The sequence below is a fragment of the Leucobacter sp. VD1 genome, from assembly GCF_037150695.1.
Taxonomy (GTDB): domain Bacteria; phylum Actinomycetota; class Actinomycetes; order Actinomycetales; family Microbacteriaceae; genus Leucobacter.
In genome coordinates this window covers 295,648-322,403 of the sequence record NZ_JBBCPO010000002.1, presented here as the reverse complement: position 1 = coordinate 322,403, position 26,756 = coordinate 295,648, and the positions used below count along the sequence as shown (strand labels likewise).

The following is a 26,756-nucleotide window of genomic DNA, read 5'->3' as shown; positions in this document are numbered from 1 at the left end:
CTCCTTAGCGCCACATGTGATACCACTGTTCTGCTGTATACACATAGGCTACGAATCGTAGGCAAAGGCGCGCAGGACTTGGCTTCGCACCTGTCTTCTGTGACGGTCTCGATGCGGGTGATGAGCGCCGGTGACGGCTACAAGTACCTCCTGCGCTCCGTCGTCACCGGCGACTGCGACCGCTCGCTGTCCACACCGCTCACGCGCTACTACGCCGAAGCCGGGACCCCGCCCGGCAGGTGGCTCGGCGCCGGGATCGCGCAGCTCGCCGGCGGTCAGATCACGACCGGCGATGAAGTGTCGGAGGAACAACTGCAGCTCCTCATCGGCATGGGCCGAGATCCCGTGACCGGTGATCCGCTCGGGCAGGCCTACCCGGTCTATTCGACCCCAGTAGAGCGCGTCGACGCACGGGTCGAAGCCCTCGACCCCGAGCTCGGCCCTGCCTCCCGCGCGGAGGCTGTCGCGCAGATCGAGAACGAGGAACGCAAGCGCGGCACCCGGAAGGCGGTCGCAGGCTACGACTACACCTTCTCGTTGCCGAAGTCGGCCTCCGTGCTCTGGGCGGTCGCCGACGCGGGCACGCAAGCGCTGATCGCCGACGCGCATCACGCGGCGATCGCGGAAGTGATCGAGTTCATGGAACGCGAAGTCGCTGCCACGCGTGTCGGCTCGACCGGCGCCGACGGCGGCGCGGTCGCCCAGGTCGATACCTTCGGGCTCGCCGCGACCGCCTACGACCACTACGACTCCCGCGCGAACGACCCGCACCTGCACACGCACGTGGTGGTCTCTAACAAAGTGCGCACGGTGCTTGATGGGAAGTGGCGGTCGCTCGACGGCCGCCCTATGCACGCCGCCACGGTCGCGCTCTCCGAGTTGCACGAGGCGGTCATCGCCGACCATCTCACCCGGCTTCTCGGCGTCGAGTGGGAGGCACGCGAGCGGGGCCGGGGCCGGAACCCGGCATGGGCGATCGCGACGGTCCCGGAAGACCTCGTGCTCGAGTTCTCGACCCGCTCGTATCAGATCGATTCGGAGAAGGATCGCCTGATCGCCGAGTACGTGCAGCGGCATGGGCGGCAGCCGTCGGCGGCGACGGTCATCAAGCTCCGCGCTCAGGCCACGCTCACGACCCGGCCAGAGAAGAAAGTGCGCTCGCTCGCCGACCTCACGACCGAATGGCGCAAGCGCGCCACCAGGAAGCTCGGCCGGGATGCCGGCGAGTGGGCGCGCGAGGCGATCCCGGCGGGGATGATGCGGGTGCTGCGGGCGGATGACGTGCCGCTCGATGAGATCGAAGCGATCGCGCTCTCCGTGGTCGAGGCCGTTGGGGCGAAGCGGTCGACCTGGCACCGCTGGAACCTCACCGCCGAGGCCGCACGGCAGACGATGGGGTATCGGTTCGCGACGACTCGGGATCGGGAAGCCGTCAGCGGCATGGTCGTCGATGCGGCCGAGCGCGCCTCGCTGCGCCTCACCCCACCCGAACTCGCCTCCACCCCGGCACGGTTCCAGCGCCCGGACGGCACCTCGGCGTTCCGGCCCCGCCACTCGACCCTTTACTCCTCGACCGAACTCCTGGAAGCGGAAGCACGGCTCTTGAAACGCTCCCGCACCCTGACTGGGCCGACGCTGCCGCTCGCGGTGATCGAGCGCGTCACGGCCGCCCCGGATCGGGACGGGCGGATGCTTGGCCCAGACCAGGCCGACGCCCTCACCAAGATCGCCATATCGGGGCGAGTGCTCGACATGCTGGTCGGCCCCGCCGGCACCGGGAAAACCACCGCTATGAACGCACTCCGCCGCGCGTGGGAAGCCGAGCACGGGGCGGGGTCGGTGGTGGGGTTGGCGCCGTCGGTGGTCGCGGCGGAAGTCCTCGCCGACGACCTCGGCATCAAGACGGAGAACACCGCACGATGGTGGACGCTCCACAACCTGGGCCGGGTGTCATTCCGTGCAGGGCAGCTCGTCATCATCGATGAAGCCAGCCTCGCAGGCACCCTCTCACTCGACCGCATCACCAAGATCGCCGAAGAAGCCGGCGCGAAAGTCCTGCTCGTCGGCGACTACTCCCAGCTCCAAGCCGTCGAAGCCGCCGGCGCCTTTGGGCTCCTCGCGGGTGACCGCGACGACACCCCGGAGCTGTCCACGATCTACCGGTTCACGAACGAGTGGGAGAAGATCGCATCCCTCGGGCTCCGCCTCGGCCAAACCGATGTGATCGACACCTACCAGGATGCGGGCCGGATCGCCGGCGGCGATACCGAGGATGTGACCGCCCTGGCGTATGAGGCGTGGCGTGCCGACCGGGAGGCGGGGGTCGCGTCGATCCTCGTCACCGATTCCAGCGAATCCATGACCGCGCTGAACCTCCGCGCCCGCACCGAGCTGATCCTCGCGGGGGTCGTGCAGCCGATCCGTGGTGAAGTCGCCCTCGACGGCGGCGCGACCGCCGCGGTCGGGGATGTCGTCATCACGCGGGATAACCGCCGGGATCTCCGCTCACGGTCGGCGTGGGTGCAGAACGGGAACCGGTGGACCATCACCCGTGTGCGGCGCGACGGCTCCGTGACGATCCGGCCCGCCGCCCAGGATCGGGGCGGGTCGATCGTGCTGCCCGCCGACTACGTCGCCGAGCACCTCGACCTCGGCTACGCCGTCACCGCCTACCGCGCCCAGGGCGTCACCGTTGACACTTCGCATGTGCTGGTCGAGCCGTCGATGACCAGGGAGAACCTGTACGTCGCCATGACTCGCGGCAGGGACGGGAACTACGCCTACGTCGCCGTCGACACCCCAGACGACGCGCACCGGCACCCGCACGAAGCCTCGGATGTGGAGGAGGCCGCACGGCGGGTGCTGTTCGGGGTGCTCAATCATTCCGGTGCGGAGCTGTCGGCGCACGAGACGACCGAGCGGGAGCAGGAGAAGTGGGGGTCGATCCGGCAGCTCGCCGCGGAGTACGAGACCATCGCCACCGAAGCTCAACACGACCGCTGGGCCACCCTCATACGTGCATCTGGCCTCACCACCGCCCAAGTAGGCGCCGTGCTCGACTCCGATACTTTCGACGCCCTCGTCGCTGAACTCCGCCGGGCCGAGGCGAACCATCACGACGTTGACCGGCTTCTCCCACGCCTGGTGAGGGCTCGGGGCTTCGATGACGCCGACGACATCGCCTCCGTCCTGCACTGGCGACTCGCCACCGCCACCGAACACCCTGCCAGCAGCGGGCGCGCGGCGCAGGTGCCGAGGTTGATTGCGGGGCTGATCCCCGTCGCTGGCGGCATCACGGAACCGGATATGCGGCAGGCGCTCGCGGAACGGCATCAGCTCATCGAACAACGCGCCGCGGCCATCGCTGAGCAAGCCGCGGCAGATGGTGCGCCGTGGGTGCGGGCGCTCGGGGCGCGGCCGGATGATCCACGCAAGCAGGAGGCCTGGGTACGGTATGCGCGCACGGTCGCCGCGTACCGTGACCGATACGGCATTACGAATGACGATGCTCTCGGGCCGGCTCCGGATGGGCTCGCGCAGAAGATCGACCAGGCCCGCGCCACGCAAGCGATCCAACGCGCGCGAGCACTCACGACTCAGCGGGCGCGCCCGAAGGCCGCGTCGAACGCGCTCACCAGACGGGGCGCACGGTCACTCTGATGAAATGCCCGCACATTATCGGCGGGTGCATGACAAAGGCGAGAGCGCCGTTCAGGTGCCCCCGCCTGTATCGGGAGCAGTGCTATTCGGGCAGCTGCGAGGTGGACAGCACAAGTCGGTATGCCTCGGTGTTCTCGTCGCCGTAGTCAACGACATCTTCCAGCGTCATGATGTTGCGCACGTGCTCGATGGCCTCTGCCTGGGTCATCGGCGGTTCGTCGCCCCAGTCGTTCTGGTTCTGATCAGCGGTGACGATCGCTGCCGCTTCTTGGAAGTCCATCGTCGCATCTCCACGCTCGGTCTGTTCGGTGATGTGTCTTCAGCGCAACGTAGCGCCTCCTACTGGGTGCGCTCTCGTCTTCACCATCGCCAGGCGGCGGCCAGTGACGAGGGTTCCGCTTCCGCGCTGGCCGACGTACAGTGGAGGCGTAGGCAGTCTCTACAAAACGTTCGCCGCTATCGGATGTAGTGGCACGGCCACCCGGGAACGGGAAGCCCTTTTCAAATGACTCACTGCCGAGTGATCTGAAAGGGCTGTCCTCATGCTCTCGACCATCTTCTCCGGCGTCGTCCGCTGCTACTACTTCCTCGCGAGGTACGCACCCGGCCCTCGGCTCATCTCTCGCATCCTCCGTCGCGACGGATTGAAGTGGGGCACGCCCGCGATGCTCGTCGCCGCCCCGTACTACTTCCTCGCGAACTTCCTCAAAGGGCTCATCGAGCAAGGCGGTGACGCCTGGCTCAGCTTGCCGATGCTGTGGTGCCTCGTCATGGGAACCGTGTTCCTCGTGCTCGGGCCGGTCAGCCTTCTTAAGCTAGCGAAGGCTCGCATACTAGAAGCTGTGCAGGCACGCCGCGGCGACCGCAAGAAGGGCGTCCCTGCGACAAAGAACCCCGCGCCCGCGAGCAATGACGAGTAAACTTCGTAGTGTGTCACCGGTTCGCTCAGGCGAACGGAACCAGGTTCCGACGCGAGTGGCACGCAGGTGGCATACAGGTAGTGACGGGCTCAGAAAACCGCATGATTCCGCGCCTCTTGTCAAAACTGGGACTTCTAACCACAGTGCGCCGCCCCCACGGGGGCGGCGCACTGCTTTCTGTTGAGGAGGTTCGAGGCCCTATGCAAAACCATCAAAACGGCCTGACCCCACCCCAAATCCCCTGATCAAAAAGCCTCTTCACGCGTAGCGTGGATGTTCCCAGCCGCTGCTCCCGAGCGCGGCACGAGCCCCACAGGGTGGAGCAAAGCGGCTCGCCGGCGCCGCTACGGGTAGGGGTGCCCCGTGGGGGCGCCCTATGCAATCACATGCGGATCGGCCGACACCACGGTGCCGACACCTGCGAGGGGCGCCATCACAGCACCGCCTCTGAGCGCCGCCGATCCGCCACCCCAAAAACCTACTGAGCCCGCCACCCCCGAGCCAGCTTGCGCAGTTTCTGCACCCGCCAGCGCCACATCGGCCAGAGCACGACGGCGGCCAGCGGCGCGAACCACCCGCCGATCGTGAGTTCGTCGCGCCACACCGCGGAGCGCGGGCCCGCCGGGATGATAGTGATCTCGTGATTCCAGAAGCTGATCAGCGCGAGAGGGCCCGAAAGCGGGCGCCCCGCATCACGCATGGTTCGCGCCTGCGAGCCGGCCGCCCGCGAGCCGGCCGCCCGCGAGCCGGCCTCCTGCGCATCGAGATCCACGATGACGATGCGCTGCGTTCCCGCCGGGAGCACCCCGAAGAAGCGCAAGGCAACATCGACCCGGCTCCCCGTCTCGAACACCGCCGGGAATTGCGCACCACCGCGGGGCCGCATCTGCAGCAGCGGCCGATACAGCTGCCCGGCGGCGGCAGGTGAGTGCGCCGCTCGCCACGCAGCATCAGCCGAGCAGTCGAGCGCCGCAGCAACAGCAATCCGCACCATATTTCCGCCCCCCTCGCAACGCGAGCGGCGAGTTCCGCCGTTCGTCAGACCTCAACGCTACTCTGAAGTGATGACAACGCTCGTGTGGCTTCGTGACGACCTGCGGCTTGCCGATCACCCGGCCCTCAATGCCGCCGCGCAAGACCCCGACGGCATCGTCGTGCTCTACGTGCTGGAAGACGCATCCGAGCATGTGCGGCCCCTCGGAGGCGCCACCAGGTGGTGGCTGCACCACTCCCTCGTCGCGCTGCGAAACTCCCTCGAACAGCACGGCATCGAACTGGTGCTTAGACGCGGCGCAGCCGAAACCGTCGTGCCGGCGGTGGCACGCGAATCCGGCGCCGACAGGGTGCTGTGGAACCGGCGCTACAACGAAGCACGCGCGCACGACGCACACATCAAAAAGGCACTGAGAGCAGCCGGCATCGAAGCGCACTCCACCCCCGGTGACCTGCTCTTCGAGCCGTGGCACATCGCCAACGGGGAGGGAAACCCGTACCGGGTGTACTCAGCATTCTGGCGCGCCTGCACCTCCGGGCTGCCTCCCGCGGCACCCCTCGGCCCACCAGACACGCTCACCGCAGCCGCTGCGAGCGTCGACAGTGACGCGCTGGAATCGTGGGGCCTGCTGCCGCACGCCCCCGACTGGTCCGGCGGGCTCGCCGAGCGCTGGACCCCAGGCGAACACGCCGCTCTCGACAAACTCACCACCTTCCTCGCAGACGGCGCGCAGCACTACTCGCGCCGCGACTTCCCCGCCGAACGCACCGGCTCAGAACTGTCCCCGCACCTGCGCTGGGGCGAAATCAGCCCGCGACAGGTGTGGCATGAAGCGCTGAGTGCCGGCGGCGATGTGGGCCTGTTTCTCTCCGAGCTCGGCTGGCGTGAGTTCGCGAAACACACCGCCTACCACTTCGGCCCGCTCGCCTCGCGCAGCCTCGACACCCGCTTCGAAACTTTCCCCTGGCGCGAGGTCGACGCAGACGAACTGCGTGCCTGGCAGCAGGGCCGCACCGGCTTCGGCATCGTCGACGCCGGCATGCAAGAACTCTGGCAGACCGGCTTCATGCACAACCGGGTGAGAATGATCGCCGCATCGCTCTTCACCAAAAATCTGCGCTTCGACTGGCGCGTGGGGGAAGCGTGGTTCTGGGATACGCTTGTCGACGCCGACGACGCCAGCAATCCTTTCAACTGGCAGTGGGTCGCCGGCTGCGGGGCCGACGCAGCACCCTACTTCCGCGTCTTCAACCCCGATCTGCAGCAGAAGAAGTTCGATCCCGAGGGCCGCTACGTCGACCGGTGGGCGCCCTACAGCGCCGGCCTGCCCCGCATCCTCGACCTGAAGGCCTCCCGCGCCGAAGCCCTGCAGGCCTACCAATCAATCACGCGCTAAGCACGCTCTCCCAGCCGCGTCTCGATACCCTGGGAGGCATGTCACCACGCCTGCTCTTCCGCACCTTCGCGTTCGCCGAACTCGTGACCTGGACGGGGCTCATCACCGCCCTCGTGCTGCGGGGCACCGGCGTCTCCGACGCCCTCGTCGCCCCAGCCGGCGGGGTGCACGGCTTCGTGTTCCTCTCCTACTGCGTCATCACCGTGTTCGTGTGGGTGAACGATCGCTGGTCGTTCGGCACGGGCCTCCTCGGCCTCGCCACCGCCGTGGTGCCGTTCGCGACGCTGCCGTTCGAACTCGTCATGGATCATCGCGGAAAGCTGGGGCGCAGCTGGCGTCTCGGCGCCGGCGGCGAGCAGCCCCGCAACTTCATCGAGCGGGTGCAGGCGTGGGTGCTGCGGCACCCCTGGTGGGCGCTCGTCATTCTCGCGGTGGGCGTGACAGCCGTGTTCTCGCTGCTGCTGTGGATGGGGCCACCGATTCCGAAGAGCTGACCGGGGCCGGGCTGCGAAGTGCCGCCGGGCGCAGCGCGAGCAGCGCAGCACAGCTGAAATGGCGATGGCCGGGGGCGGATCCGATCCGCCCCCGGCCATCGCCGTTCTGTCGTTATGCCGCCTGTTCCCAGAGCGGTTCGGGCCGTGACTCGATGAGCCGGCGGGTGTAGTCCTCGCGGGGTGCGCCGAGGATTTGTGCGGTGCGACCGTGCTCGACGATCCGCCCGCGCTGCATCACGATCGTCTCCTCGCAGACGCGCGACACCACAGCGAGGTCATGAGTGACAAACACGATCGTGAGACCGAACTGCTCGCGCACCTCCTCCACGAGTTCGAGCACCTGCGCCTGCACCGAAACATCGAGTGCACTGGTCGCTTCGTCGAGCACGAGCATGCTCGGTTGCGCGGCGAGTGCTTTCGCGAGCGCGACGCGCTGCCGCTGCCCGCCGGAGAGGCCTCGCGGCCGCGAGGCCAGCTGTTCGGGGCGGATCCCCACCCGTTCGAGCAGCGCGCTCGCCTCCCGCTCCGCATCCGCGCGTGACGCTCCGCGGTGCAGGCGCACCACGTCGGCGACGGCGCGGCCCACCGCGATGCGGGGATCGAGGGAGAGGTATGGATCCTGGAACACCATCTGCGTGTGCGCGGCGAGCGCGCGCCGTTCTGTCGCGTTGAGCGGGCGCTGCGGCCGGTCGGTGCCGTCGATGGTGAGCGTGCCCGAACTCGGCTCTTCGAGGCCGACGATGATGCGGGCGAGGGTCGACTTGCCAGATCCTGACTCGCCCACGATGCCGAGGGAGCCGCCGCGTGCCAGCTCGAAGCCCACATCGGAGAGCGCGAGCACGTCGTCGCGGCCGGGGATGCGGTAGCGCTTGGTGATGCCTGCGGCGCGGATCGCGGCAGGTTGTGCGGCGGGCTGCCCAGCCACTGGCACCGCGTCTCCGAAGCGGTCGAGGTCGATGCGGGGCGTCGCGGCCAGCAGCTGCTGCGTGTACGCCTCCCGCGGGTCGCGGAACACCGCCTCGGTGGCCCCCTCCTCGACGACGAGGCCGCCGCGCAGCACCACCACCCGTTCGCAGAGCGACGCCGCGAGGCCGAGGTCGTGCGTGATGAACAGCATGCCCATGCCGCGCGCCTGCTGCTGCTCGCGCAGCAGTTCGACGATGCCGGCCTGCGTGGTCACGTCGAGCGCCGTGGTGGGCTCGTCGCAGAGCAGCAGTTCTGGCTCGTCGAGCAGCGCCGCCGCGATCATCACGCGTTGCAGCATGCCGCCAGACAGCTGGTGCGGGTACTGGTCGAGCAGCGCTTCAGCGCGCGGCAAGCCCACCTGTTCGAGCTGCGCGATCGCGCGGGCGGCAGCGTCGGCGCGGCTGAGCCCGTGCCAGCGCACCAGCGTCTCGGTGAGGAAGTCGCCGAGGGTGCGCACCGGGTTGATGCCGGAGCGCGGATCTTGGAAGATCATCGACGCGCGCTTGCGGCGGATCGTCTGCAGATCGGCGGGTGTCGCCGTCACCGTGTCGATTCCGGCGACGCGCACCGAGCCGGTGAGGGAGGCGTGTTCGGGGAACAGGCCCAGAGCGGCGCGGGTAGTGAGCGACTTGCCCGATCCCGATTCGCCCACGAGCGCCACCGACTCACCGGCGCCGACAGCCAGTGAGACACCGTGCAGCAGGGGGCCGCGGCTGGGCACGCGCAGGGTGAGGTCGTCGATCTGCAGCAGCGGATCGCCGCCGCCCTGACGGGTGTGAGATGCTGCGGTCATGAGAAGTTGCCTCCGATTCGGTCGGAAAGTTCTTCGCCGATCACATTGATGGCGACGACCACGAGCACCACCACGGCGGCGGGCACGAAGGTGGGCAGCAGCGCACCGCTCATGAGCGCGCCGCGGCTCTCGTTGATCATGGAGCCCCAGTCGGCAGTGGGTGCCTGCACGCCAAGGCCGATGAACGACAGCGCGGCGAGGTCGGCGAGCACGTAGCCGAAGTTGAGGGTGGACTGCGCGCCGACCGTGGGCACCACATTCGGCAGCACCCGGGTGAACGCGATCCATGAGCTGCGGAAACCCAGCACCCGGTAGGCCTGCACGTAGGGGCGGGCGCGCTCCGTGATGATGAGACCGCGGGTGAGCCGCGCCACATACGGCACGTAGGCGATCGTCATCGCGAGCACCGGTGCGAACAGGCCCTTCCCGAAGAGTGCGACACCGAGCATCGCGAGCAGCATCGCCGGGAAGGAGAACAGGAAGTCGAACACCCGCGATAGCACGGCATCGAGCCAGCCGCCCTGCCACGCAGCGACCAGGCCGAGTACCAGCCCGAGCACCGTCGAACCGAGCACCACAATCAGCGGGCCGATCAGCGAGGTGCGCGCGCCGAACATGAGGCGCGTGAGCAGGTCGCGGCCGAGCGCGTCGGTGCCGAGCCAGTGCGCCCAGCTGGGGCCGGCCAGAATGTTCTGCAGGTCGACATGGTCGGGATCGTAGGGGGCGATGACCGGCGCGAGCGCTGCGGCCAACACGACAACCGCGACGAAGACGACCGCGATCCGCCCGGTCACGGTGAACAGGCCACGCCGCTTCACCTTGACAGGCACGGTGAGGGCACGGGTGCCCTCAGGCGGTGCGGGTGCCGCGGCTGCGCGGCGCGAGGGGGTTGCTGCGGTGCTCATCGGGTCTCCGTTCCTGCGGCGATGCGCGGATCGATCAGCGGTTGGATGAGGTCGACGATGGTGTTGACCGTGACGAAAGCGACCACCACGACGAGCACGATCGCCTGCACGACGGGGAAGTCGAGGCGGTCGACCGACTGCACGAGCAGTGAGCCGATCCCGGCGAGGCCGAAGGTCTGCTCCACGATCGCGCTCGACACAAGCAGACCGGCGACGAGCACGCCGCTGACCAGCAGAATCGGGCCGATCGCGTTGCGCAGCACATGCCGAAGCACCACCGACGACTTCGTGAGGCCGCGGCTGGTAGCCACCTCGACGTGCTCGCGCACGAACTGCTCATTCATGGACGAGCGTGTGACCCTCGCCACCAGCGCCACGAAGGCCAGGCCGAGCGCGAAGGCAGGCAGCACCAGGTGCACGAAACGGTCAACACCCTCATGCCCGCTGCCGAACGACGGAAACCAGCCCAGCTGCACCGAAAAGATGGCGATGAGCAGGATCGCGATGACGAACGACGGCACCGCGCCGAGCGCGGTGGAGGTGATGAGGATCGCGCGATCCGTGAAGCGACCGCGCCGCAGGCTCGCCCAGATGCCAGCCGCGAGGCCCAGCACCGAAATGATCACCGCGGCCATCGCCACGAGTTCGAGGGTGACGGGGAGGCGCTGCAGCAGCACGTGCGAGACATCGTCGCGGTACTGCAGCGAACGCCCGAAGTCGCCGCGCAGCACGCCGCTGATCCAGCTCAGGTACTGCTCGATAGGCGATTTGTCGAGCCCGTACTGGCGCGTCACCTCGGCGATGGCCTCAGGGCTCGGGCTGCGACCGCGCAGCAGGAAGCGGGCCGGATCACCCGGCACCACGAAGCGCGAGAAGAACACCACCAGCGAGGCGGCGAACAGCGTCGCGACGAGGCCGACGATGCGGCCAACGATGAAGCGCGCGGTGAGCGCGCCCCGGCTCGGCCTGCGGCGGCTCTCGCTCTCCTGCAAGCGCACAGCCCGCGTCTGCGGAGCTCCCATTGCGGTTTCGCTCATCACTCGGCCCTCCCGATCGTCGCAGCCCAGGGGTAGTACATGTATGAGATGGAGGGGTCGACACCCGTGATCCGCTCACCCAACCACAGCGTGGTGGGCAGATCGATCAGCGGAATCCAGGGCAGCTCCTCGCTGGCGATCTGCTGCGCCTCAGCCGAGATGAAGGACCGCTCCCCGTCATCCATGGTCTGCAGCGCCCGGTTCACCACATCATCGAACTCTGGGTTCGACCACTGCCCGTAGTTCGAGAACTCGCCGGTGCGCAGCACCGCATACATCTCGAGCGGGTCGGTGCTCGACAGGTACCAGGTGGTGGCGAACAGGTCGACGCCCTCGATCGCGGAAGGATCGGAGAAGAGCAGCGTGTAGGCGTTTGGGGTGCGGGTCTCGATCTCGATGTCGAGGCCGATCTCGCGGCCAGCCGAGGCGACCGCCTGCGAGACCACGTCGAACGACGAGTCGAGCGGGGCGGTCACATAGGTGATCTTCGCGCCCTCGGCACCGGCCTCCTGGATCAGTTTGCGGGCCGTCTCCAGGTCGTAGTCGTATGCGGGCAGCTCGTCGAACGCGAGGCGGGTGGCCTCGGGGTCGCCGTCGATCCACACCGACTCGGAGGTGAGCGCGTTGGTGGCGGTGCCGTAGCCCTGCACCGCGGCGCGCACCAGCGCCTCGCGATCCAGCGCCATCGTGAGCGCCCGGCGCACCCGGACATCGCCGAGGGGGCCCTCCAGGTTGGACACGACGAGGCTCTGCACGGTCGTGTTGGTGCCGAAGTAGACGGACCCGGTGTCGCTTGCCCGCAGCACGTCGATCGCGTTGTACGGGATGGTCCATGCGCCGTCGATCTCGCCGGTCTGCAGCGCGTTGACCCGGGCATTGGCGTCGTTGAGGATCACGAACGTCATCTGCTCGGCCTTCGCCCGCAGCTCGGGATCCCAGTAGTCGTCGAAGCGGTTGAGGGTGATCGACTCACCGGCTCGCCACTCCCCGAACGAGAACGGCCCGGTGCAGTTCACCCCCGTCGACTGGTTGCCGTAGTCGGGGCCGGCCGCCTCGGTGGTCGCAGCCGACTGGATCACGCCAGGCGCGGCCGACATGAGTTTGTTGAACTGCGAGTCCGGCACGACGGTGCGCACGGTGACTTCGTGCTCGCCCGTCTGCTCGATCGACTCGACGTTCTTGTACGAGTCGTACCAGAACGAGGCGACCTCGGGATCGAGGTGGCGCTTCAGCGAGACCACCACGTCGTTCGGCGTCATCGTGGTGCCGTCGTGAAACTTGACGCCCTCGCGGATCGTGTAGACCCAGCTGAGGGGGTCTGGGTGCGTCACCTCGGTGGCGAGACCGGGCGACTGCGACAGGTCGGAGTTCCACCGCAGCAGCGACTCGCACACGTTGGCGAGCACGGTGTTGTCGGCATAGTCGAAGGCGTAGGCGGGGTCGAGCGAGTAGGGCTCAGTCTGCAGCGCCCAGGTGAAGGAGTCGATGTCGCCGGCGGGCGCGGGCGTGTGTTCGGTGAGCGTGAAGGTGCCGGAGTTGCGGGCGGTGGCGCTCTGCCCGCACCCCGCGAGGGCGCTCACCGCGAGAGCAGCAACGCCCACGGTGGCGATGATACGGCGGTTGCGGGCGGCGCTGCCGGCCAGGCGGATCCGATCCGTCATGCGGCGGCCCCCCTCGGATCGACGGCGTCGCCGGTCGCTGCGCTGTCAGCCGCTGCGCGTGCGTAGACGCGCTCGCCGCCGACCCAGGTCTCATCGACGCCGACGCTGCCGATCTGTTCGGCGGGCACATCGAAGACGTTGCGGTCGAGGATCGCGAGATCGGCGTAGTAGCCGGGGAGGAGCCGCCCGGTGGCGTGGTCGAGGTGGTTGATGCGAGCGGTGCCCTGCGTGTAGGCGTCGAGGGCCTGCGCGAGGGTGAGCTTCTGGTGCTCGGGGCCGAGGGGCGGGCGCTCCTCGCCGTAGGCGACGCGGTTCACGGCGACGTGGATGGCCTGGATCGGGTCGGGGCGGGAGACCGGCCAGTCACTGCCCGCGGCGAGGGCTGCCCCGGCCGAGGCGAGCTCCCCGAAGGGGTAGTGGCGCGCTTCGGCGTCGCCAGCGAGGAACGGGAGGGTGAGTTCGTCGAGCTGATCCTCGTGGCACGCCCACAGCGCCTGCATGTTGGCGGTGGCGCCAAGCGGCGCGAAACGGTCGACATCCTCGGAGCGCACGAGCTGCAGATGGGCGAGATGGTGGCGGTTGTCGCTGGGGCCGTTCACGGTGCGCGCCTGCTCGATGGCGTTGAGGGCGTCGGTGACGGCGCGATCACCCAGCGCGTGGAAGTGCACCTGCACGCCTTCACGGTCGAGAGCCGTGACGAAGTCGGCCATCTGGCGCGGGTCGAAGAAGGAGATGCCTCGGTTGTCGGTGGCCTGACCGTGGTGGTCGAGGTAGCAGTCGTGCATCGCAGCAGTGAAGTTCTCGGCGACGCCGTCGACCATCACCTTCACCGAGCTCAGCGAGAGACGTTCGGGGTCGCAGGCGGCGGCGGCCTCGTCGCGGCGGGCGATAATGGGGCCGAGCTGTGCGTCGCCCTCTTCGCGGTTCCACCACTGCGCGCCCCTCACGCGTACCTTGAGCGTGCCGTCGGCGACCGCGCGATGGTAGACGGGCACAGTGTCGGGACTGCCCATGAACTCGCCGACGGCGGCGTCCTGCCAAGCGGTGATGCCGAAGGAGAGCAGGTATTCCTGAGCTGCGAGCAGGCCATCGTAGGCCTTCTGCTGGGTGGCGCGGGGGCGAGCGGCCGCGAAAAGGTTCATGGCGCCCTCGTGTGCGGTGCCGGCCGGAGTACCGTCGTCTTCGCGTTCGAAGCGGCCGTCTGCCGGGTCGGCCGTGGTGGCGTCGACGCCGGCGAGTTCGGCTGCGCGGGTGTTGAACCAGGCACCGTGGTGGTCGCGGTTCTCGAGGAAGACGGGGCGGTCGGGCACGATCGCGTCGAGCATCTGCCTGGTGGGGGTGCCGCCGGGGAATGCGTCCATCGACCAGCCTGCGCCGAGAATCCACTCGACCTCGGGGTGAGCTTCGGCGTAGGCCGCGATGGCGGCGAGCGTGCGCTCTGCCGTGTCGCACTCGGTGAGGTTGCAGCTGAGTAGCTCGATGCCGGCGCTGACGGGGTGCACGTGGGCGTCTTGGAAGCCGGGGATGAGCAGGCGCCCGGCGAGATCGACGCGTTCGGTGGCGGTCTCGGAGAGGCGTGCGACCTCTTCGGGGTCGGTGCTGAGAATGCGGCCGTCGGCGACGGCGACTCCACCTGGTCTGGGTTGTGAGTCCGTGCCGGTGTAGATCCAGCCGTTCTCGAATACGACGTCTGCGTGCGGGGTTGCGGTCACCGGAGCCTCCTGAGGTATCGTCATCGATCCGTGCTGCCACAGTAGGCCGATCAGTGGGTAATGTCAATTACATTGACACTTACGTTGACACATCAGTGTCGTTGCCGGCCCTCGGGCCTACACTGGTGTCAAGAATCCGAACAATGGGGGTCGAGATGGTGCAGGCCGAGAGTGCACGACGAGTGCGACTGGATCAGCGCGGAATCGTCGACGCGATGTTGCGGCTGGCGCGAGATGAACCGCACGCGCGAATCACCTTCAAGCGACTCGGCGATGCCCTGGGTGTTGACGCGACCGCCATGTACCGGCACTTCCGCAACAAAGACGAGCTGCTCAAAGCCGCCCTCGACCGCATCACTGGCTGGGCTACGGAGGCAGGGCGTGAGAGCTCGGGCAGCTGGCGCGAGCGGCTGGAAGCTCACCTCATGCGTACAGCCGAGCTTGCGCTGGAGTACCCATCGATCGGTGCAGAGGCAGCCGTTATTGATCCCGGTGGCCCCGGCGACACCTCCGCCGTTGAGTTCATGCTCGAGATGCTCGCCGAGGGTGGGCTGCGCGATGAAGCGCTGCTGCGCGCCTACGCTGCGGTCTCCGGCTTCGCGCTCTCGCAGAGCGCAGCGCTCGCGAACGACGTGCTGCGCAATCCCGATGCCGCGCGCGACGGCTCCGAGCCGTGGATCAGCACCTTCGGCTCGGTCAACCTCACCGAGTACCCGCTCGTGAATCAGCACCGCGACGCGCTGCTCGCGATGGACGGCATGACCGTCTACCGTGCGGGCATCGCGGCCATCCTCGACGCCGTCGAACTGGCGACAGGTCCTGCCTGATCCCGCCTGATCCTGCTCGGTCCGTCGATATGGAATCTGCCGAAAATATGACGGGTCCCACCTCCTGTGCCATATGCACGGCAGATCCCATATGCGCGGACGGCTTCTCCGCACGCTCAGACGTCTGAAAACGGGAGCGGAGGAGCGTCGGGGCTAGGGTAGGAGGGATCGAGGCGAGCGGAGGTGCGAGGGTGACTGCAGAGCGTGGCGGCGGATCCGGCGGCGCCGAAGAGGCGATCGAGTTGCTGCGCGCCCTTATTCGTGAAGGGTGCGTCAACGATGGCACGCCCGCCTCCGGCCAGGAGATCCGCAGTGTGCGCGTGCTGCAGCGCTTTCTTGCTGACGTGATCGCACTGGAGCACGTTGAGGCCCACGTGCTCGAATCGGCGCCCGGTCGCGCCTCGCTCATCGTGCGCGTGCACGGCACCGACCCTGCGGCCCCGGCGCTGGGTCTGCTCGGTCACCTCGACGTGGTGCCCGTTGACCCCGACGGCTGGACCCGCAACCCCTTCGGCGGCGAACTCATCGACGGCGAGATCTGGGGCCGGGGCGCCGTCGACATGCTCTACCTCACCGCCGCGTTCGCGTGCGTGTTGCGCGAGGTCGCGCTCGCGCCGACACCGCCCCGCGGTGACCTTGTGCTGCTGGCGGTGGCCGACGAAGAGGCCGGCAGTAGTCTCGGCATGCACTGGCTCGTGCGCGAGCACTCCGAGATCGTGCGTGTCACTGAGGCGCTCTCCGAGTCCGGCGGGATGCGCATGGGGCGGCACGTTGCCATCGAGGTCGCCGAGAAGGGGTCGGCCGGTCGTCGTCTCGTGGTGCAGGGCAAACCGGGTCACGCCTCGATCCCATTCGGGGCGACCAGCGCTGCCTACCGCATGGGCGAGGTGCTGCAGCGGCTCGAAGAGGTGATGCCCGCAGCGCAGCTGGGGGAGTTGTGGAACGCGTTTGTCGATGCCCGCATCGACGATCCCGCTCTCGCTGAGCGGTTGCGCGACCCCGTGCGCCTGGATGCGGCGCTGCCGCAGCTCGGCGGTATCGCGGGCTACGCGCACGCAGTCTCGCGGATCACGATTTCGCCGACGGTGGTGCGCGCCGGTTCCGTGCACAATGTGATTCCGGGGTCGGCGTCGATCGACCTCGACATTCGTACGCTGCCCGGCACGAGCGACGACGAGGTCGATGAACTGCTCGTGGCGGTGCTCGGTCCGATCGCCGATCAGGTGGAGATCCGCCATCTGCACGGTTGGGCCGCGACGGGATCGAGCCCGCACACGCCGCTGTTCGCGTCGATTATGCGCGCGATTGCGGAAGTTGCTGACGCACCGACGGTGCCCATCATGGCGGCGGGCGGGTCGGACGCACGCGTGCTGCGCGAACTCGGCATCCCCGCGTACGGTTTCGGGCTGCTCGCCCCTGGCTGGAGCTATGAGCGCTACCGCGAGGGTGTGCACGGCAACGATGAGCGCATCGACGTTACCTCGGTGGAGCTGTCGATGGCGGCGCTGCGTCGCATTGTCGCCGACCGCATCGGCTAGCGGGGCCTCTCAGGCCCAGCCCACCACGAGGCGGGCCGCCTGCTCGGGCACCGTCGGGTCGACCCCCGTCAGCTCGGCGAAGCGCCGCAGCCGGTTCGCGAGCGTGTTGCGGTGGCAGAACAGTTCGGCAGACGAGGCTCCGATGCTGCCCGTGCGGAGGTAGCTGCGCGCCGCCTCCTCGAGACGCACCCGCTCCGCCTCCCCGCAGTTCGCGAGTGCACGGTGCACGTCGGAGAGCAGGGGTCGTCCGGCGGCGAGCAGGCTGCGTGCCGCGACCCTCGCCCACCCTCGGCTCCACGTCATGGCCCCGTCCTCTCCGGGCTCGAATACGCGCGCCAGTTCGCGCACGGTGGCGGCAGTGCGGCTCAGACCGGCGAGGCCCTCGGTGGCGGTCATCACGCCGATGCGCAGGTCGAGCAGGCGGCGCCCCAGCTCTTCGAGTCGCGAGCCCGGCAATTCGAGGTGCCGGGCGAAGGCGACGAGGGCGTCGCCGAGGTGATGGGTGAAGACGCGGCCGCCCGCACGCTCCAGCTCCGACACCGCCACGCGCAGCGGGGCGATGTCCTCTTCGACGGCGGCGAGCACCACGAGCGGGGCGTCGACGGGCAGGTCGAGTTCGTCGGCGATGCGCTGCAGCTGCGGGCCGCCGGGCAGTGGCTCCTGGAAGAGCGAGGCGATGAGGCCCTGTCGCACGGAGGCCCGCTCTTCGCGCATGCGCTCGCGCTCGGCCGCGTAGGCGCGCTGGGTCTGCCCCACATACTCGTCGACCGTGCGCAGCACGATGCCCGTGTGGCGTACGATGAGCTCGGCATCGTCGGCGTCGGCGACTCTGGTAAGCGCTTCCCAGAGCACTGTGAAGTCGTGTCGGATCGCGGTCATGAGGGCGGGCAGGGGGATGCCGGCGCGGGCTCGGGAGACGCCCACTTCGGCGGCGGTCGTGATCGGGGCGTCGAGCCCGCCGGCGCGGAGACCCTCGATGAGGGTGATGAAGGAGAGTCTGCCCGTGCGGCGCAGCTCCGAGAGGGGGATCGGCGCGGGGTCATAGCCGGCGACGTTGCCCACGAGTGCGAGGAAGGTCTCGGTGAGCTCGGCGGGGTCGAGGCGGTCGAGCAGCTGGAGCCAGCGCTCGCGATCCCCTCGGGCAGGGGTGTCGCTCAATGCGCGGGCTGGGCTCGAGGGGTCGTTGGATTGCGGGGCCACGCCCGCAGTATATGTGCATATGCACAATGCAGGCGGCGAAACCAGGGGCTTTTCGTGCCTGCAACAGTGCGAAATGCTTGAGATTCTGGAACGCGTGCCGCCGCGACCGCGACGGCACGCCAGCACCGGATCCCGCATCCTCGACGGAGAGAGAGCATGAGCGAGACAACCAATACCTCGGCGATCGAGTACGACGCCACGCACGAACTGAGCATCAAGGACGCCAACAAGGTCGCCCTCGGCGCTCTGATCGGCACCGCACTCGAGTGGTACGACTTCTTCCTGTTCAGCGCCGCGGCGGCGCTGGTCTTCAACGTCCAGTACTTCACCAGCGAGAACGCCACCGCTGCAGCGCTCGCCTCCTTCGCCACCTTCGGTGTCGGCCTCGCGGCTCGCCCCATCGGTGGCATCATCTTCGGCCGCATGGGCGACCGCATCGGCCGTCGCAAGGTGCTGATGATCACGATCGTGGGCATCGGCCTCGTGACCGGTCTCATCGGCATGCTGCCGACCTACGCCGCCATCGGCATTGCCGCACCGATCCTGCTCGTGCTGCTGCGCGTGCTGCAGGGTCTCTTCGTCGGCGGCGAATGGTCGGGCGCCATGACCATCGTGGTCGAGAACGCGCCGCTGCACCTGCGCGCCCGCTACGCGGCGATCCCGCAGATCGGCTCCCCGATCGGCACGATCCTCTCCTCCGGCGGCTTCTTCATCATGACGCTGGTCTTCTCGCAGCAGAACTTCGACGCCTGGGGCTGGCGCATCCCGTTCCTCATCGCGCTGCCGCTGCTGCTCGTGGCGATCTACATTCGCTCGAAGCTCGAGGAGTCTCCCGTCTTCCGTCAGCTGGAAGAATCGGGCGAGGTCGTGAAGAGCCCCGTGCTCACCACCTTCCGCAACAGCTGGCGCCAGATCATCGTGGGCATGGCCGCGGCCCTGCTCGGCGTCGGTGGTTTCTACCTCGTGACCGCGTTCTGCGTCTGGTACGGCGTGAACGTGCTCGGCTACGACTCATCGCTGATGCTGCTCGGCTCGATGGTCGCCGCGGCAGTCGAGATTCTCGTGCTCATCTGGGGTGGCAACCTCGGCGCCAAGTACGGCGCGAGCCGCGTGATTCTGTGGGGCGGCGTGCTCTCGGCCGTGGTTGCGGTGCCCGCCTTCATGATGCTCTCCTCGGGCAATCCGGTGCTCGTGGTGATCGCGATGACCCTCGCGGTGTCTGCGCTCTCGCTGCCCTACGCCGCATCGGGCACCGTGCTCACCGGGCTCTTCCCCGCGAAGACCCGCTACACCGGGGTCGGCCTCGCGCAGAACACGGCAGGCATGCTCTCGGGCTTCATCCCGCTGCTCGCCACCGGTTTCGTGTCGGCGGCAGGCGATCACTGGTGGCCCGCCGCCGCGATGCTCGCTTTCCTGTCGTTGTTCACCGCCGTCGCGGGCGCCATGGCCCCGAGCCTGAGTGTGAAGCTGCCCGGCTTCAAGCACTGATCCGCACCCCGCATCATCCCATCCCCCGCAGTCTCCCGAGAGGATCACACCATGTCGCAGTCAGCCGGACACTTGATCGTGCGCACACTCGAAGCGCACGGCGTGCAGCGTGTGTACGCCGTGCCCGGCGAGAGCTACCTTGATGTGCTCGACGGGCTGCACGACTCGGCGATCGAGACCGTCGTGTGCCGCCACGAGGGGGGCGCCGGCTTCATGGCGCTCGCCGAGGGGCGGCTCACGGGGCGGCCGGGCATTGCGATGGTCACCCGCGGCCCCGGCGCGGCGAACGCGATGATCGCGATCCACACCGCGTGGCAGGATGCGACGCCGCTCGTGCTCTTCGTCGGGCTCATCCCGGTCGCCGACCGCGAGCGCGAATCGTTCCAAGAGTTCAGCCTGGCCGGCTGGTTCGGCACGACCGCGAAGCGCGTCATCACGATCGACGCACCGCATCGGGCGGGCGAGCTGGTCGACGAGGCGATGCGGATCGCCGCGGCCGGCCGGCCCGGCCCCGTCGTAGTGGGGCTGCCGGAAGATCTGCTGGTCGAGCTCACCGAGGCCCCGGTCGCTGGGCCGACCGCCGCACCAGCCCCGACGCCATCCGCATCGGAGATCGCGGTGCTCACCGAACGCCTGGCCCGAGCCGAACGCCCCGCCTTCGTGGTCGGCGGCGACGGCTGGCAGTCGGGCTGCGGCGCCGAGCTGGCGGCCTACGCCGAGGCGGCGGGCGTGCCGGTGTTCGCCGACTGGCGCGCCTACGACGCGGTGCCGCACGACAGCGGGGCGTGGGCCGGCTGGCTCGGGTACGGCCGCGCCGACGCCGTCGCGCAGGGCTACGCGCAGGCCGACCTGCTCGTCTTCGTGGGTTGCGCCCGCACCGACGTGCTCAGCGATGGCTACACGCTCGGCTTCGACGCGCAGACGGTGCTGGTCACGGGCGACCCCGAGGCCAAAGCCCACGCCGGCCGCATCGACCAGCAGATCGTCTCCACTCCCGCCGCGTTCACGAGCGCGCTCACGGCGACCGAGCCGGCTGCTGCGCGCGGTGCCCGCGACGACGCCTGGCTCACCGGCCGGGTCGCCGCGCAGGCCCGCTTCGCTGCGCACCGCGCCGACGCCTCTGTGCCCGGCGCGCTCGCCGATGCCGGGGTCGACCTCGGCGTGGCCTTCGGCGAACTCGACGCTCGCTTGAACGGCGAGGCGATCCTCACCTTCGGCGCCGGCAATGCGACGATCTGGGCGCACCGCTTCGTGCGGCACCTCGTGCCCGCCAGCCTCGTCGGCGCCCGCAACGGCGCGATGGGGCTCGCCGTGCCTGGCGCGGTCGCCGCCTCCCTCGCCTTCCCCGACCGCCGCGCGGTTGCCGTCTGCGGCGACGGCGACTTCCTCATGAACGGGCAGGAAATTGCCACCGCGATCGCGCACGGCGGCAAGCCGCTCGTGATCGTGGTCGACAACGGCATCTACGGCACGATCGTGCAGCACCAGGAGAAGCACTACCCGGGCCGCCCCTCGGGCACCCGGATGGCCAACCCCGACTTCGCGGCCTGGATGGCGTCGTTCGGCGGGCACGGCGAGCGCGTCGAGGCCACTGAGGAGTTCGCCCCCGCCCTTGATCGTGCCCTCGCGGCAGACGCCCCGGCACTGATCCACGTGCTCATCAGCAGCGAGGTCATGCCGCCGGCCTCCGATGAGATCACGGGCTGAGCGCCCCAGCACCGCCGCCGACCGTTCGACAGCCCCAAGGAGTCCGCATCATGCAGCTCGACCTGATTCTCACCGCGCGCGAGATTCTCACCATGAATCCGGCGCATCCCATCGCCCGTGCGGTGGGTGTGCTCGGCGGCCGCATCGTCGGCTTCGACGAGCAGATCGCTGGGCTCGATGCCGAGCGCAGGCTCGACTTCGGCGACGCCGTCGTCACGCCCGGGCTGATCGATGCCCACTGCCACACCGCCTGGTGGGGTCTTGGCCTCGCTGCGGTCGATCTCGCCAGGGCGCGCGGGCTCGATGAGCTCTACGCGCTGATCGAGGCCGAGGTTGCCCGGCTCGATCAACTCGGCGATGCTGCCGCGTGGGTGCACGGCACCGGCTTCAACCAAGCCCACCACGGCGGCGCGTTCCCTGATATCGCGCGTCTCGACGAGATCACTGGCGGTCGCCCGCTCTACCTGCGGCACACCTCGGGTCACGCGTCGATCACCAACTCGGCTACGCTGCGTCTCGTCGGTGCACTCGATCCGGGCTTTGAGAACCCGGTGGGCGGCGTCGTGGTGCGCGACGCGGAGGGCGCGCCAACGGGGCTCGTCGAGGAGGCGGCCCAGGGTCTGGTGCAGGCGCTGCTGCTGCCCTACTCCACCGAGCGGCTCGTCGAAGCACTTGACGCGGCCACCTCGCGCTATGCGGCCGAGGGCATCACGAGCTTCACAGAGGCTGGGGTCGGCGGCGGGTGGATCGGCCACAGCCCCGTCGAGGTGGCCGCCTACCAGGCCGCCGCCGAACGCGGCCGCCTGCACGCCCGCGCCCAGCTCATGCCCGCGATCGACGCGCTGCGCCCCATTGCAGGTCACGCCGCCGACTTTCACGGGGAGGGCAATGGTCGCGGGCTCGACCTCGGCATCCGCTTTGGCTTTGGCGACGACGCTGTGCGCTTCGGGCACGTGAAGGTGTTCCTCGACGGCTCGCTGCTCGGTGCGACGGCCGCCGTCACCGAAGACTTCTGCGGGCACGATCACAACCGCGGCTACCTGCTCGACGAGCCCGAGAGCTACCGCGATCGGGCCTTGGGCGCCTATCGCGCCGGTTGGCCGCTCGCCCTGCACGCTATCGGCGACGCCGCCATCGACCTCGCCCTCGACCTCATCGAGGAAGCCCAGCAGCGCTATGGCCGCCTCGCCGCGCCCTGCCGTATTGAGCACTTCGGCATTGCCCGCCCCGATCAGCTCGAGCGCGCCGGTAGGCTCACCATCGCGGTGACGCCGCAGGCCGGGTTCATCGGACCCATCGGAGATCAGATGGCGGATCGCGTAGGCCCCGAGCGTGCCGACTGGCTCTACCGCGGTCGCAGTGTGGTCGACGCAGGCGTGCTGCTCGCGGGATCCTCGGACTTGCCGGTCGCCGACAACAACCTGCGCCGCGGCATGCAGTCGGCGGTCGACCGTCTCACTGAGAGCGGTGCCGCGCTCGGTGCCGCCGAAGCGCTCACGCCCGAGGAGGCGCTGCGCACCCACACCGAGTGGGCGGCGCGGGCGACCGGCCAGATCGCCGACAAGGGCACCCTCGAACGCGGTAAGCTCGCCGACTTCGCCGTATTCTCGGACTCGCCGCTCACCGCACCGAGCATCGCGCGGATCGACGTGGTGGCCACCGTGGTCGGCGGCGAGCTCACCTTCGACGCACGATCCTGATCCGCCCTCTCGAAAGGAACCGTCATGACGGAGCACCCCACCACGCAGCACCACTCATTCCTCGCCGACTGGGCCGTGCACTCCCGCTTCGGTGCCGTCGAGGGCACCGGGGGCGTTGAACGCCAGGCCGCGAGCGCGGCTGACGGCGAGCAGCGCGCCTGGTTCGCGCAGCTGCTCGAATCGCACGGCTTCACGGTGCGTCGCGACGAGATTGGCAACCAGTTCGGCCTGCTCGAACTCGTGCCCGGTGCCCCTTACGTGCTCACCGGCTCGCACATGGATTCGCAGCCCACCGCGGGCCGCTTCGACGGCGCCTACGGGGTCATGGCGTCGGCGCACGCGTGCTTTCGCGTGGCCGACGAGCTGCGGGCCTCGGGCGAGGTGCCGCGCTGCAACCTCGCGGTCGTCAATTGGTTCAACGAAGAAGGGTCGCGCTTCAAACCCTCGATGATGGGCAGTTCGGTGTTCACCGGCAAGCTGCCCCTCGCCGACGCGCTCGCGACGCCCGACCCGCACGGGGTGACCGTCGCGGAGGCGCTCGACGCCATCGGGGAGCGGGGTGACGCCGCGGTGTTCGGCGATGACGGGCTGCAGGTCGCCTCCTACGCCGAGATCCACGTGCAGCAGGGGCGCAGCATGGAGGAGGATGGCGTCACCATCGGACTCGTGAACGCTACCTGGGGTGCGCGCAAGTTCGAGTTCAAGGTCACCGGTGAGCAGGCGCACAGCGGATCGACGCTCATGGCCGATCGCCGCGATGCGCTACTCGGCGCGGCACGCCTCATCGTGGCCGCCCGCGAACTGGTCGACGAGTTCGAGCCTGGCATCCTGCACACGGCCTGCGGCGAGATCAACGTCTACCCGAACTCGCCCGTGGTGGTGGCGAGCGAGGTGCAGTTGCTGTTTGATCTGCGCTCGCCGAGCAGCGAGGTGCTGAGTGCCGCATACGACCGGGTTATGGAGACTGTCGAGCGGGTGCAGCGCGAGGATCGCGTGCAGATCGAGATCGTTGCCGAGCACAGCTGGGATCAGAACCCGTATCCCGAGGCGGGGCTTGAACTCGCCCGTGAGGTGGCGCAGGAGCTAGGGCTCACCCATGACCGGGTGATGACCGTGGCGGGGCACGACTCGACCAACATGAAGGATCAGGCGCCCACGGTCATGCTCTTCGTGCCGAGCGTCGACGGCGTCTCGCACAACCTCAACGAGTTCACCCGCGACGAGGATCTGCTCGCGGGCGTCGATCACCTCACGGGCGTGGTGCGGCGGCTCGCCGGCGGAGCGCTCGTCGCCGAGTAGGCGCTGCGCCACGCAGGCGGGCCTCCGTGGCCCGGGCGAGCCACGACAGCAGTCCGTTCACGACGAAGAAGATCGCGCCGATGAGCAGGTACATCTGCAGCGGGTTGCCCAGGGTCTGAACTGCGATCTCGCCGCGGCGCAGCAGCTCCTCGAAGCCGATGATGAAGCCGAGCGCGGTGTCTTTCACGACGATCACGAGCTGCGCGATGAGCGAGGGCAGCATGATGCGGAACGCCTGCGGCAGCACGATGCTGCGCAGCGCGCGACCGCGGCTCAGACCAAGGGCGAGCGCCGCTTCGGTCTGGCCGCGCGGCACTGCCTGAATGCCGGCGCGCACGATCTCGGAGATCGCCACCGAGTTGTAGATGGTGAGCCCGATCACGAGGTACCACAGCAGCGGCAGGTCGATGCCGATCACCGGCAGTGCCCGCGAGGCAAAGAAGATCGAGATCACCACGGGCACGGTGCGGAAGAACTCGGTGACGCCCACGATGCACCAGCGGTACCAGGGCAGGGCGGTCACCCGCAGCAGCGCCAGCGCAGTGCCGATGGCGAGGCCCAGCACGATCGAGATCGCGCCGGCCGAGGCCGTATTGCCGAGCCCGCCGAGCAGGAACTTCCAGACGGTCGTGAACTGCGGGTCGAAGGGGTTGAAGAGCGGCGACCAGTGCCGGGCTTCGAGCTGTCCCGATTGCTGCAGGCGCACGCCCACGTAGGCGGCGACGGCAAGCAGCGCGGCCCCCACGACCGCGGTGATGATGTGCGTGCGGCGGCGGCCTCGCGGGCCGAGCCTGTCGAAGAGCACGGAGGGCGAACCGGTCATCGGAGGACCGCCTTTCGTTCTGCGAGCGAGAACAGCGCACTGGTGGGTGCGATGATGAGCAGGTAGCCGACCACGACGCCGCCGAGCACCGGGATGACGTCGAGACCGCGGGTGGCTGCAAGAGTGTCGGCCACGCTGAATAGGTCGCCGCCCACGCCGATCGCGCCGACGAGGGCCGAGTCCTTGATCATGGCGATGGTGGTGTTCGCGAGCGGCGGCACGGCCGCGCGGAACGCCTGCGGCAGCAGGATCTGCGTGAGCGTCGTGCCGAAGCCGACCCCCAGCGCGCGGGCGGCCTCGGCCTGCCCGATCGGTACCGCATTGATGCCGCTGCGCAGCGCTTCACAGACGAACGCGGCCGTGTAGACCGCGAGCGCGCTCGTGCCGAACCAGAAGTATGAGCCGCGTACGCCGATCTCGGGCAGGCCGAAGGCGAAGAAGAACAGCACGACCGCGAGGGGCACGTTGCGCATGGTGGCGACCCACCCGGTTCCGATCCTGTTAAGGATCGGAACCGGGGTCACCGAGCAGACGGCGAGCAGCGATCCGAGCACGAGTGCCCCGAGGCCGCCCCATAGGCAGATGCTCAGCGTACGCAGCATCCCCTCGCCGAAGAGCGGCAGGTTGTCGAAGATGACGGACACGTCGAGGTCCCTTCAGATCAGTGCGCGTCGTCCGCGCGTCGGCGGTGAGCTACGCGCAGGCGATGAACTCGGGCAGCGAGGGCACCTCCGGCACCACCTTGCCGGCGGTGCGCTTCCAGGCTTCGGCGAAGCGGCCGTCCTCGACCGCGGCGTTGAGGGTGTCGTCGATGAACTCGCAGAACTCGATGTCGCCCTTGGTGATGCCAATGCCGAAGAGCTGGTCGAGGTACGACTCGCCTACGATCTTGAACTCGCCGTCGGCCTCGTCGGCGAGGCCGAGCAGGATGGTGCTGTCGGCAGCGATCGCGTCGACCTGACCGGTGCGCAGCGCGTCGGCGCACTTCGAGTAGACGTCGAAGAGTACGAGCTGTGCCGAGGGGTCTGCAAGATGCTCGGAGATCGCATCGAGGTCGGCGGATCCGGTGGCGCCGCACACCTTCACCGAAGCGTCGCCCACCGACTCGATACCGGTGATGGCATCGTTGTCGGCAAGAGCCATGGTGAGCGTACCCGCGTTGTAATAGGGGCCTGCGAAGGTGACGCGCTCCTGGCGCTCCTCGGTGATCATGTAGGTGGCGATGACCATGTCGGCCTTGCCCGACATCACGGCCTCGTCGCGCACCTTCGTGTTCGTCTCGATGAAGTTGATCTTGTCGGCGGGGATGCCGAGCTCGCCGGCGATGATCTTGCCGATCTCAACGTCGAATCCGGTGGGCTGGTTGTCGAGTCCCTTCAGCCCGAAGAGGGGCTGATCGAACTTGGTGCCGATGGTGACGGTGCCGGCCTCGGCGAGGCGCGCCATGGTGGAGCCCTCGGGGAAGTCGGTGGAGCTCGCTACGGCGGGCGCCTCTGCGGCGGCGGATCCAGAGTCGCCGCCCGAGCAGGCGGTAAGCAGCAGCGCGCCGGCTGCGAGAGCGGCGAGCGCCGCGGCGGTACGGGTACGGTGCAACATGACAGTTCTCCTTTGATGCTGTGTGGTTGTTGACGGGGTG

21 protein-coding genes are annotated in these 26,756 nt (G+C 68.7%); 10 read left to right on the top strand and 11 right to left on the bottom strand.

Going from position 1 to position 26,756, the window contains the following annotated elements; all coding sequences use genetic code 11:
* Nucleotides 1–111 precede the first annotated feature (111 nt).
* Nucleotides 112–3,660 carry a MobF family relaxase gene (mobF, locus tag WFL22_RS06845; RefSeq protein ID WP_442918969.1) on the top strand — a complete coding sequence of 1,183 codons (3,549 nt, stop codon included), beginning with the start codon at nucleotides 112–114 and terminating at the stop codon, nucleotides 3,658–3,660.
* Between the two features lie 82 nt (nucleotides 3,661–3,742).
* On the opposite strand, the gene WFL22_RS06840 is transcribed toward mobF, so the two are convergent.
* Entirely contained in the window at nucleotides 3,743–3,940 is a 198-nt protein-coding gene (locus WFL22_RS06840; protein ID WP_017882583.1) for a hypothetical protein, read from the bottom strand.
* A gap of 262 nt (nucleotides 3,941–4,202) precedes the next feature.
* On the opposite strand from WFL22_RS06840, the gene WFL22_RS06835 reads away from it, so the two are divergent.
* The gene (locus WFL22_RS06835) at nucleotides 4,203–4,580 is read left to right on the top strand and encodes a hypothetical protein (RefSeq protein ID WP_017882584.1); all 378 of its coding nucleotides are present in this window, start codon (nucleotides 4,203–4,205) and stop codon (nucleotides 4,578–4,580) included.
* A 478-nt stretch (nucleotides 4,581–5,058) separates the two neighbouring features.
* Here WFL22_RS06835 and WFL22_RS06830 read toward each other — a convergent pair whose 3' ends face one another.
* Nucleotides 5,059–5,574, bottom strand: a complete 516-nt coding sequence (locus WFL22_RS06830; protein WP_336992028.1) for a hypothetical protein — start codon at nucleotides 5,572–5,574, stop codon at nucleotides 5,059–5,061.
* A gap of 70 nt (nucleotides 5,575–5,644) precedes the next feature.
* On the opposite strand from WFL22_RS06830, the gene WFL22_RS06825 reads away from it, so the two are divergent.
* A complete protein-coding gene (locus WFL22_RS06825) occupies nucleotides 5,645–6,970 on the top strand; it encodes a cryptochrome/photolyase family protein (RefSeq protein WP_336992026.1) in 1,326 nt (441 codons plus the stop codon).
* Between the two features lie 38 nt (nucleotides 6,971–7,008).
* Complete coding sequence (locus WFL22_RS06820; RefSeq protein ID WP_336652562.1) at nucleotides 7,009–7,464, top strand: DUF3817 domain-containing protein; 456 nt, start codon at nucleotides 7,009–7,011, stop codon at nucleotides 7,462–7,464.
* A gap of 112 nt (nucleotides 7,465–7,576) precedes the next feature.
* Here the strand turns inward: WFL22_RS06820 and WFL22_RS06815 are convergent, their stop codons facing one another.
* The 5 genes from WFL22_RS06815 to WFL22_RS06795 are packed head-to-tail and all read right to left on the bottom strand — an operon-like array spanning nucleotide 7,577 to nucleotide 14,538.
* Nucleotides 7,577–9,223, bottom strand: coding sequence for an ABC transporter ATP-binding protein (locus tag WFL22_RS06815; protein ID WP_336992024.1), 1,647 nt, complete (start codon nucleotides 9,221–9,223; stop codon nucleotides 7,577–7,579).
* Entirely contained in the window at nucleotides 9,220–10,128 is a 909-nt protein-coding gene (locus WFL22_RS06810) for an ABC transporter permease (RefSeq protein ID WP_336652564.1), read from the bottom strand. Before WFL22_RS06810 ends, WFL22_RS06815 begins: the two co-directional genes overlap by 4 nt.
* Complete coding sequence (locus tag WFL22_RS06805; protein WP_336992021.1) at nucleotides 10,125–11,165, bottom strand: ABC transporter permease; 1,041 nt, start codon at nucleotides 11,163–11,165, stop codon at nucleotides 10,125–10,127. The genes WFL22_RS06810 and WFL22_RS06805 overlap by 4 nt, the downstream gene beginning before the upstream one ends.
* Nucleotides 11,165–12,826 carry an ABC transporter substrate-binding protein gene (locus tag WFL22_RS06800; protein ID WP_336992019.1) on the bottom strand — a complete coding sequence of 554 codons (1,662 nt, stop codon included), beginning with the start codon at nucleotides 12,824–12,826 and terminating at the stop codon, nucleotides 11,165–11,167. Before WFL22_RS06800 ends, WFL22_RS06805 begins: the two co-directional genes overlap by 1 nt.
* Nucleotides 12,823–14,538 (bottom strand): amidohydrolase, encoded by a 1,716-nt coding sequence (locus WFL22_RS06795; RefSeq protein ID WP_336992017.1) that lies wholly within the window; start codon nucleotides 14,536–14,538, stop codon nucleotides 12,823–12,825. Before WFL22_RS06795 ends, WFL22_RS06800 begins: the two co-directional genes overlap by 4 nt.
* Nucleotides 14,539–14,681: 143 nt before the next feature.
* Between WFL22_RS06795 and WFL22_RS06790 the strand changes: the two genes are divergently transcribed.
* Nucleotides 14,682–15,365, top strand: coding sequence for a TetR/AcrR family transcriptional regulator (locus WFL22_RS06790; RefSeq protein WP_336652568.1), 684 nt, complete (start codon nucleotides 14,682–14,684; stop codon nucleotides 15,363–15,365).
* A 191-nt stretch (nucleotides 15,366–15,556) separates the two neighbouring features.
* Nucleotides 15,557–16,903 (top strand): M20/M25/M40 family metallo-hydrolase, encoded by a 1,347-nt coding sequence (locus tag WFL22_RS06785; protein ID WP_336992015.1) that lies wholly within the window; start codon nucleotides 15,557–15,559, stop codon nucleotides 16,901–16,903.
* A gap of 9 nt (nucleotides 16,904–16,912) precedes the next feature.
* Here the strand turns inward: WFL22_RS06785 and WFL22_RS06780 are convergent, their stop codons facing one another.
* On the bottom strand, nucleotides 16,913–18,103 hold the full coding sequence (locus WFL22_RS06780) for a helix-turn-helix domain-containing protein (protein ID WP_336992013.1): 1,191 nt from the start codon (nucleotides 18,101–18,103) through the stop codon (nucleotides 16,913–16,915).
* Between the two features lie 156 nt (nucleotides 18,104–18,259).
* Between WFL22_RS06780 and WFL22_RS06775 the strand changes: the two genes are divergently transcribed.
* From WFL22_RS06775 to WFL22_RS06760, 4 genes are read left to right on the top strand one after another with little or no spacing between them, the layout of a single operon-like run.
* The gene (locus tag WFL22_RS06775; protein WP_336652571.1) at nucleotides 18,260–19,591 is read left to right on the top strand and encodes an MFS transporter; all 1,332 of its coding nucleotides are present in this window, start codon (nucleotides 18,260–18,262) and stop codon (nucleotides 19,589–19,591) included.
* A gap of 51 nt (nucleotides 19,592–19,642) precedes the next feature.
* Nucleotides 19,643–21,298: a thiamine pyrophosphate-dependent enzyme gene (locus WFL22_RS06770; protein WP_336652572.1), complete on the top strand. Its 1,656-nt coding sequence runs from the start codon at nucleotides 19,643–19,645 to the stop codon at nucleotides 21,296–21,298.
* A 50-nt stretch (nucleotides 21,299–21,348) separates the two neighbouring features.
* Entirely contained in the window at nucleotides 21,349–22,998 is a 1,650-nt protein-coding gene (locus tag WFL22_RS06765; protein ID WP_336992012.1) for an amidohydrolase, read from the top strand.
* A 24-nt stretch (nucleotides 22,999–23,022) separates the two neighbouring features.
* Nucleotides 23,023–24,297, top strand: coding sequence for a M20 family metallo-hydrolase (locus WFL22_RS06760; RefSeq protein ID WP_336992011.1), 1,275 nt, complete (start codon nucleotides 23,023–23,025; stop codon nucleotides 24,295–24,297).
* On the opposite strand, the gene WFL22_RS06755 is transcribed toward WFL22_RS06760, so the two are convergent.
* From WFL22_RS06755 to WFL22_RS06745, 3 genes are read right to left on the bottom strand one after another with little or no spacing between them, the layout of a single operon-like run.
* Complete coding sequence (locus WFL22_RS06755; RefSeq protein WP_336652575.1) at nucleotides 24,248–25,120, bottom strand: amino acid ABC transporter permease; 873 nt, start codon at nucleotides 25,118–25,120, stop codon at nucleotides 24,248–24,250. The genes WFL22_RS06760 and WFL22_RS06755 overlap by 50 nt on opposite strands.
* The gene (locus WFL22_RS06750) at nucleotides 25,117–25,764 is read right to left on the bottom strand and encodes an amino acid ABC transporter permease (RefSeq protein WP_336652576.1); all 648 of its coding nucleotides are present in this window, start codon (nucleotides 25,762–25,764) and stop codon (nucleotides 25,117–25,119) included. Before WFL22_RS06750 ends, WFL22_RS06755 begins: the two co-directional genes overlap by 4 nt.
* A 49-nt stretch (nucleotides 25,765–25,813) precedes the next feature.
* Entirely contained in the window at nucleotides 25,814–26,716 is a 903-nt protein-coding gene (locus WFL22_RS06745; RefSeq protein WP_336652577.1) for a transporter substrate-binding domain-containing protein, read from the bottom strand.
* Nucleotides 26,717–26,756 lie beyond the last annotated feature (40 nt).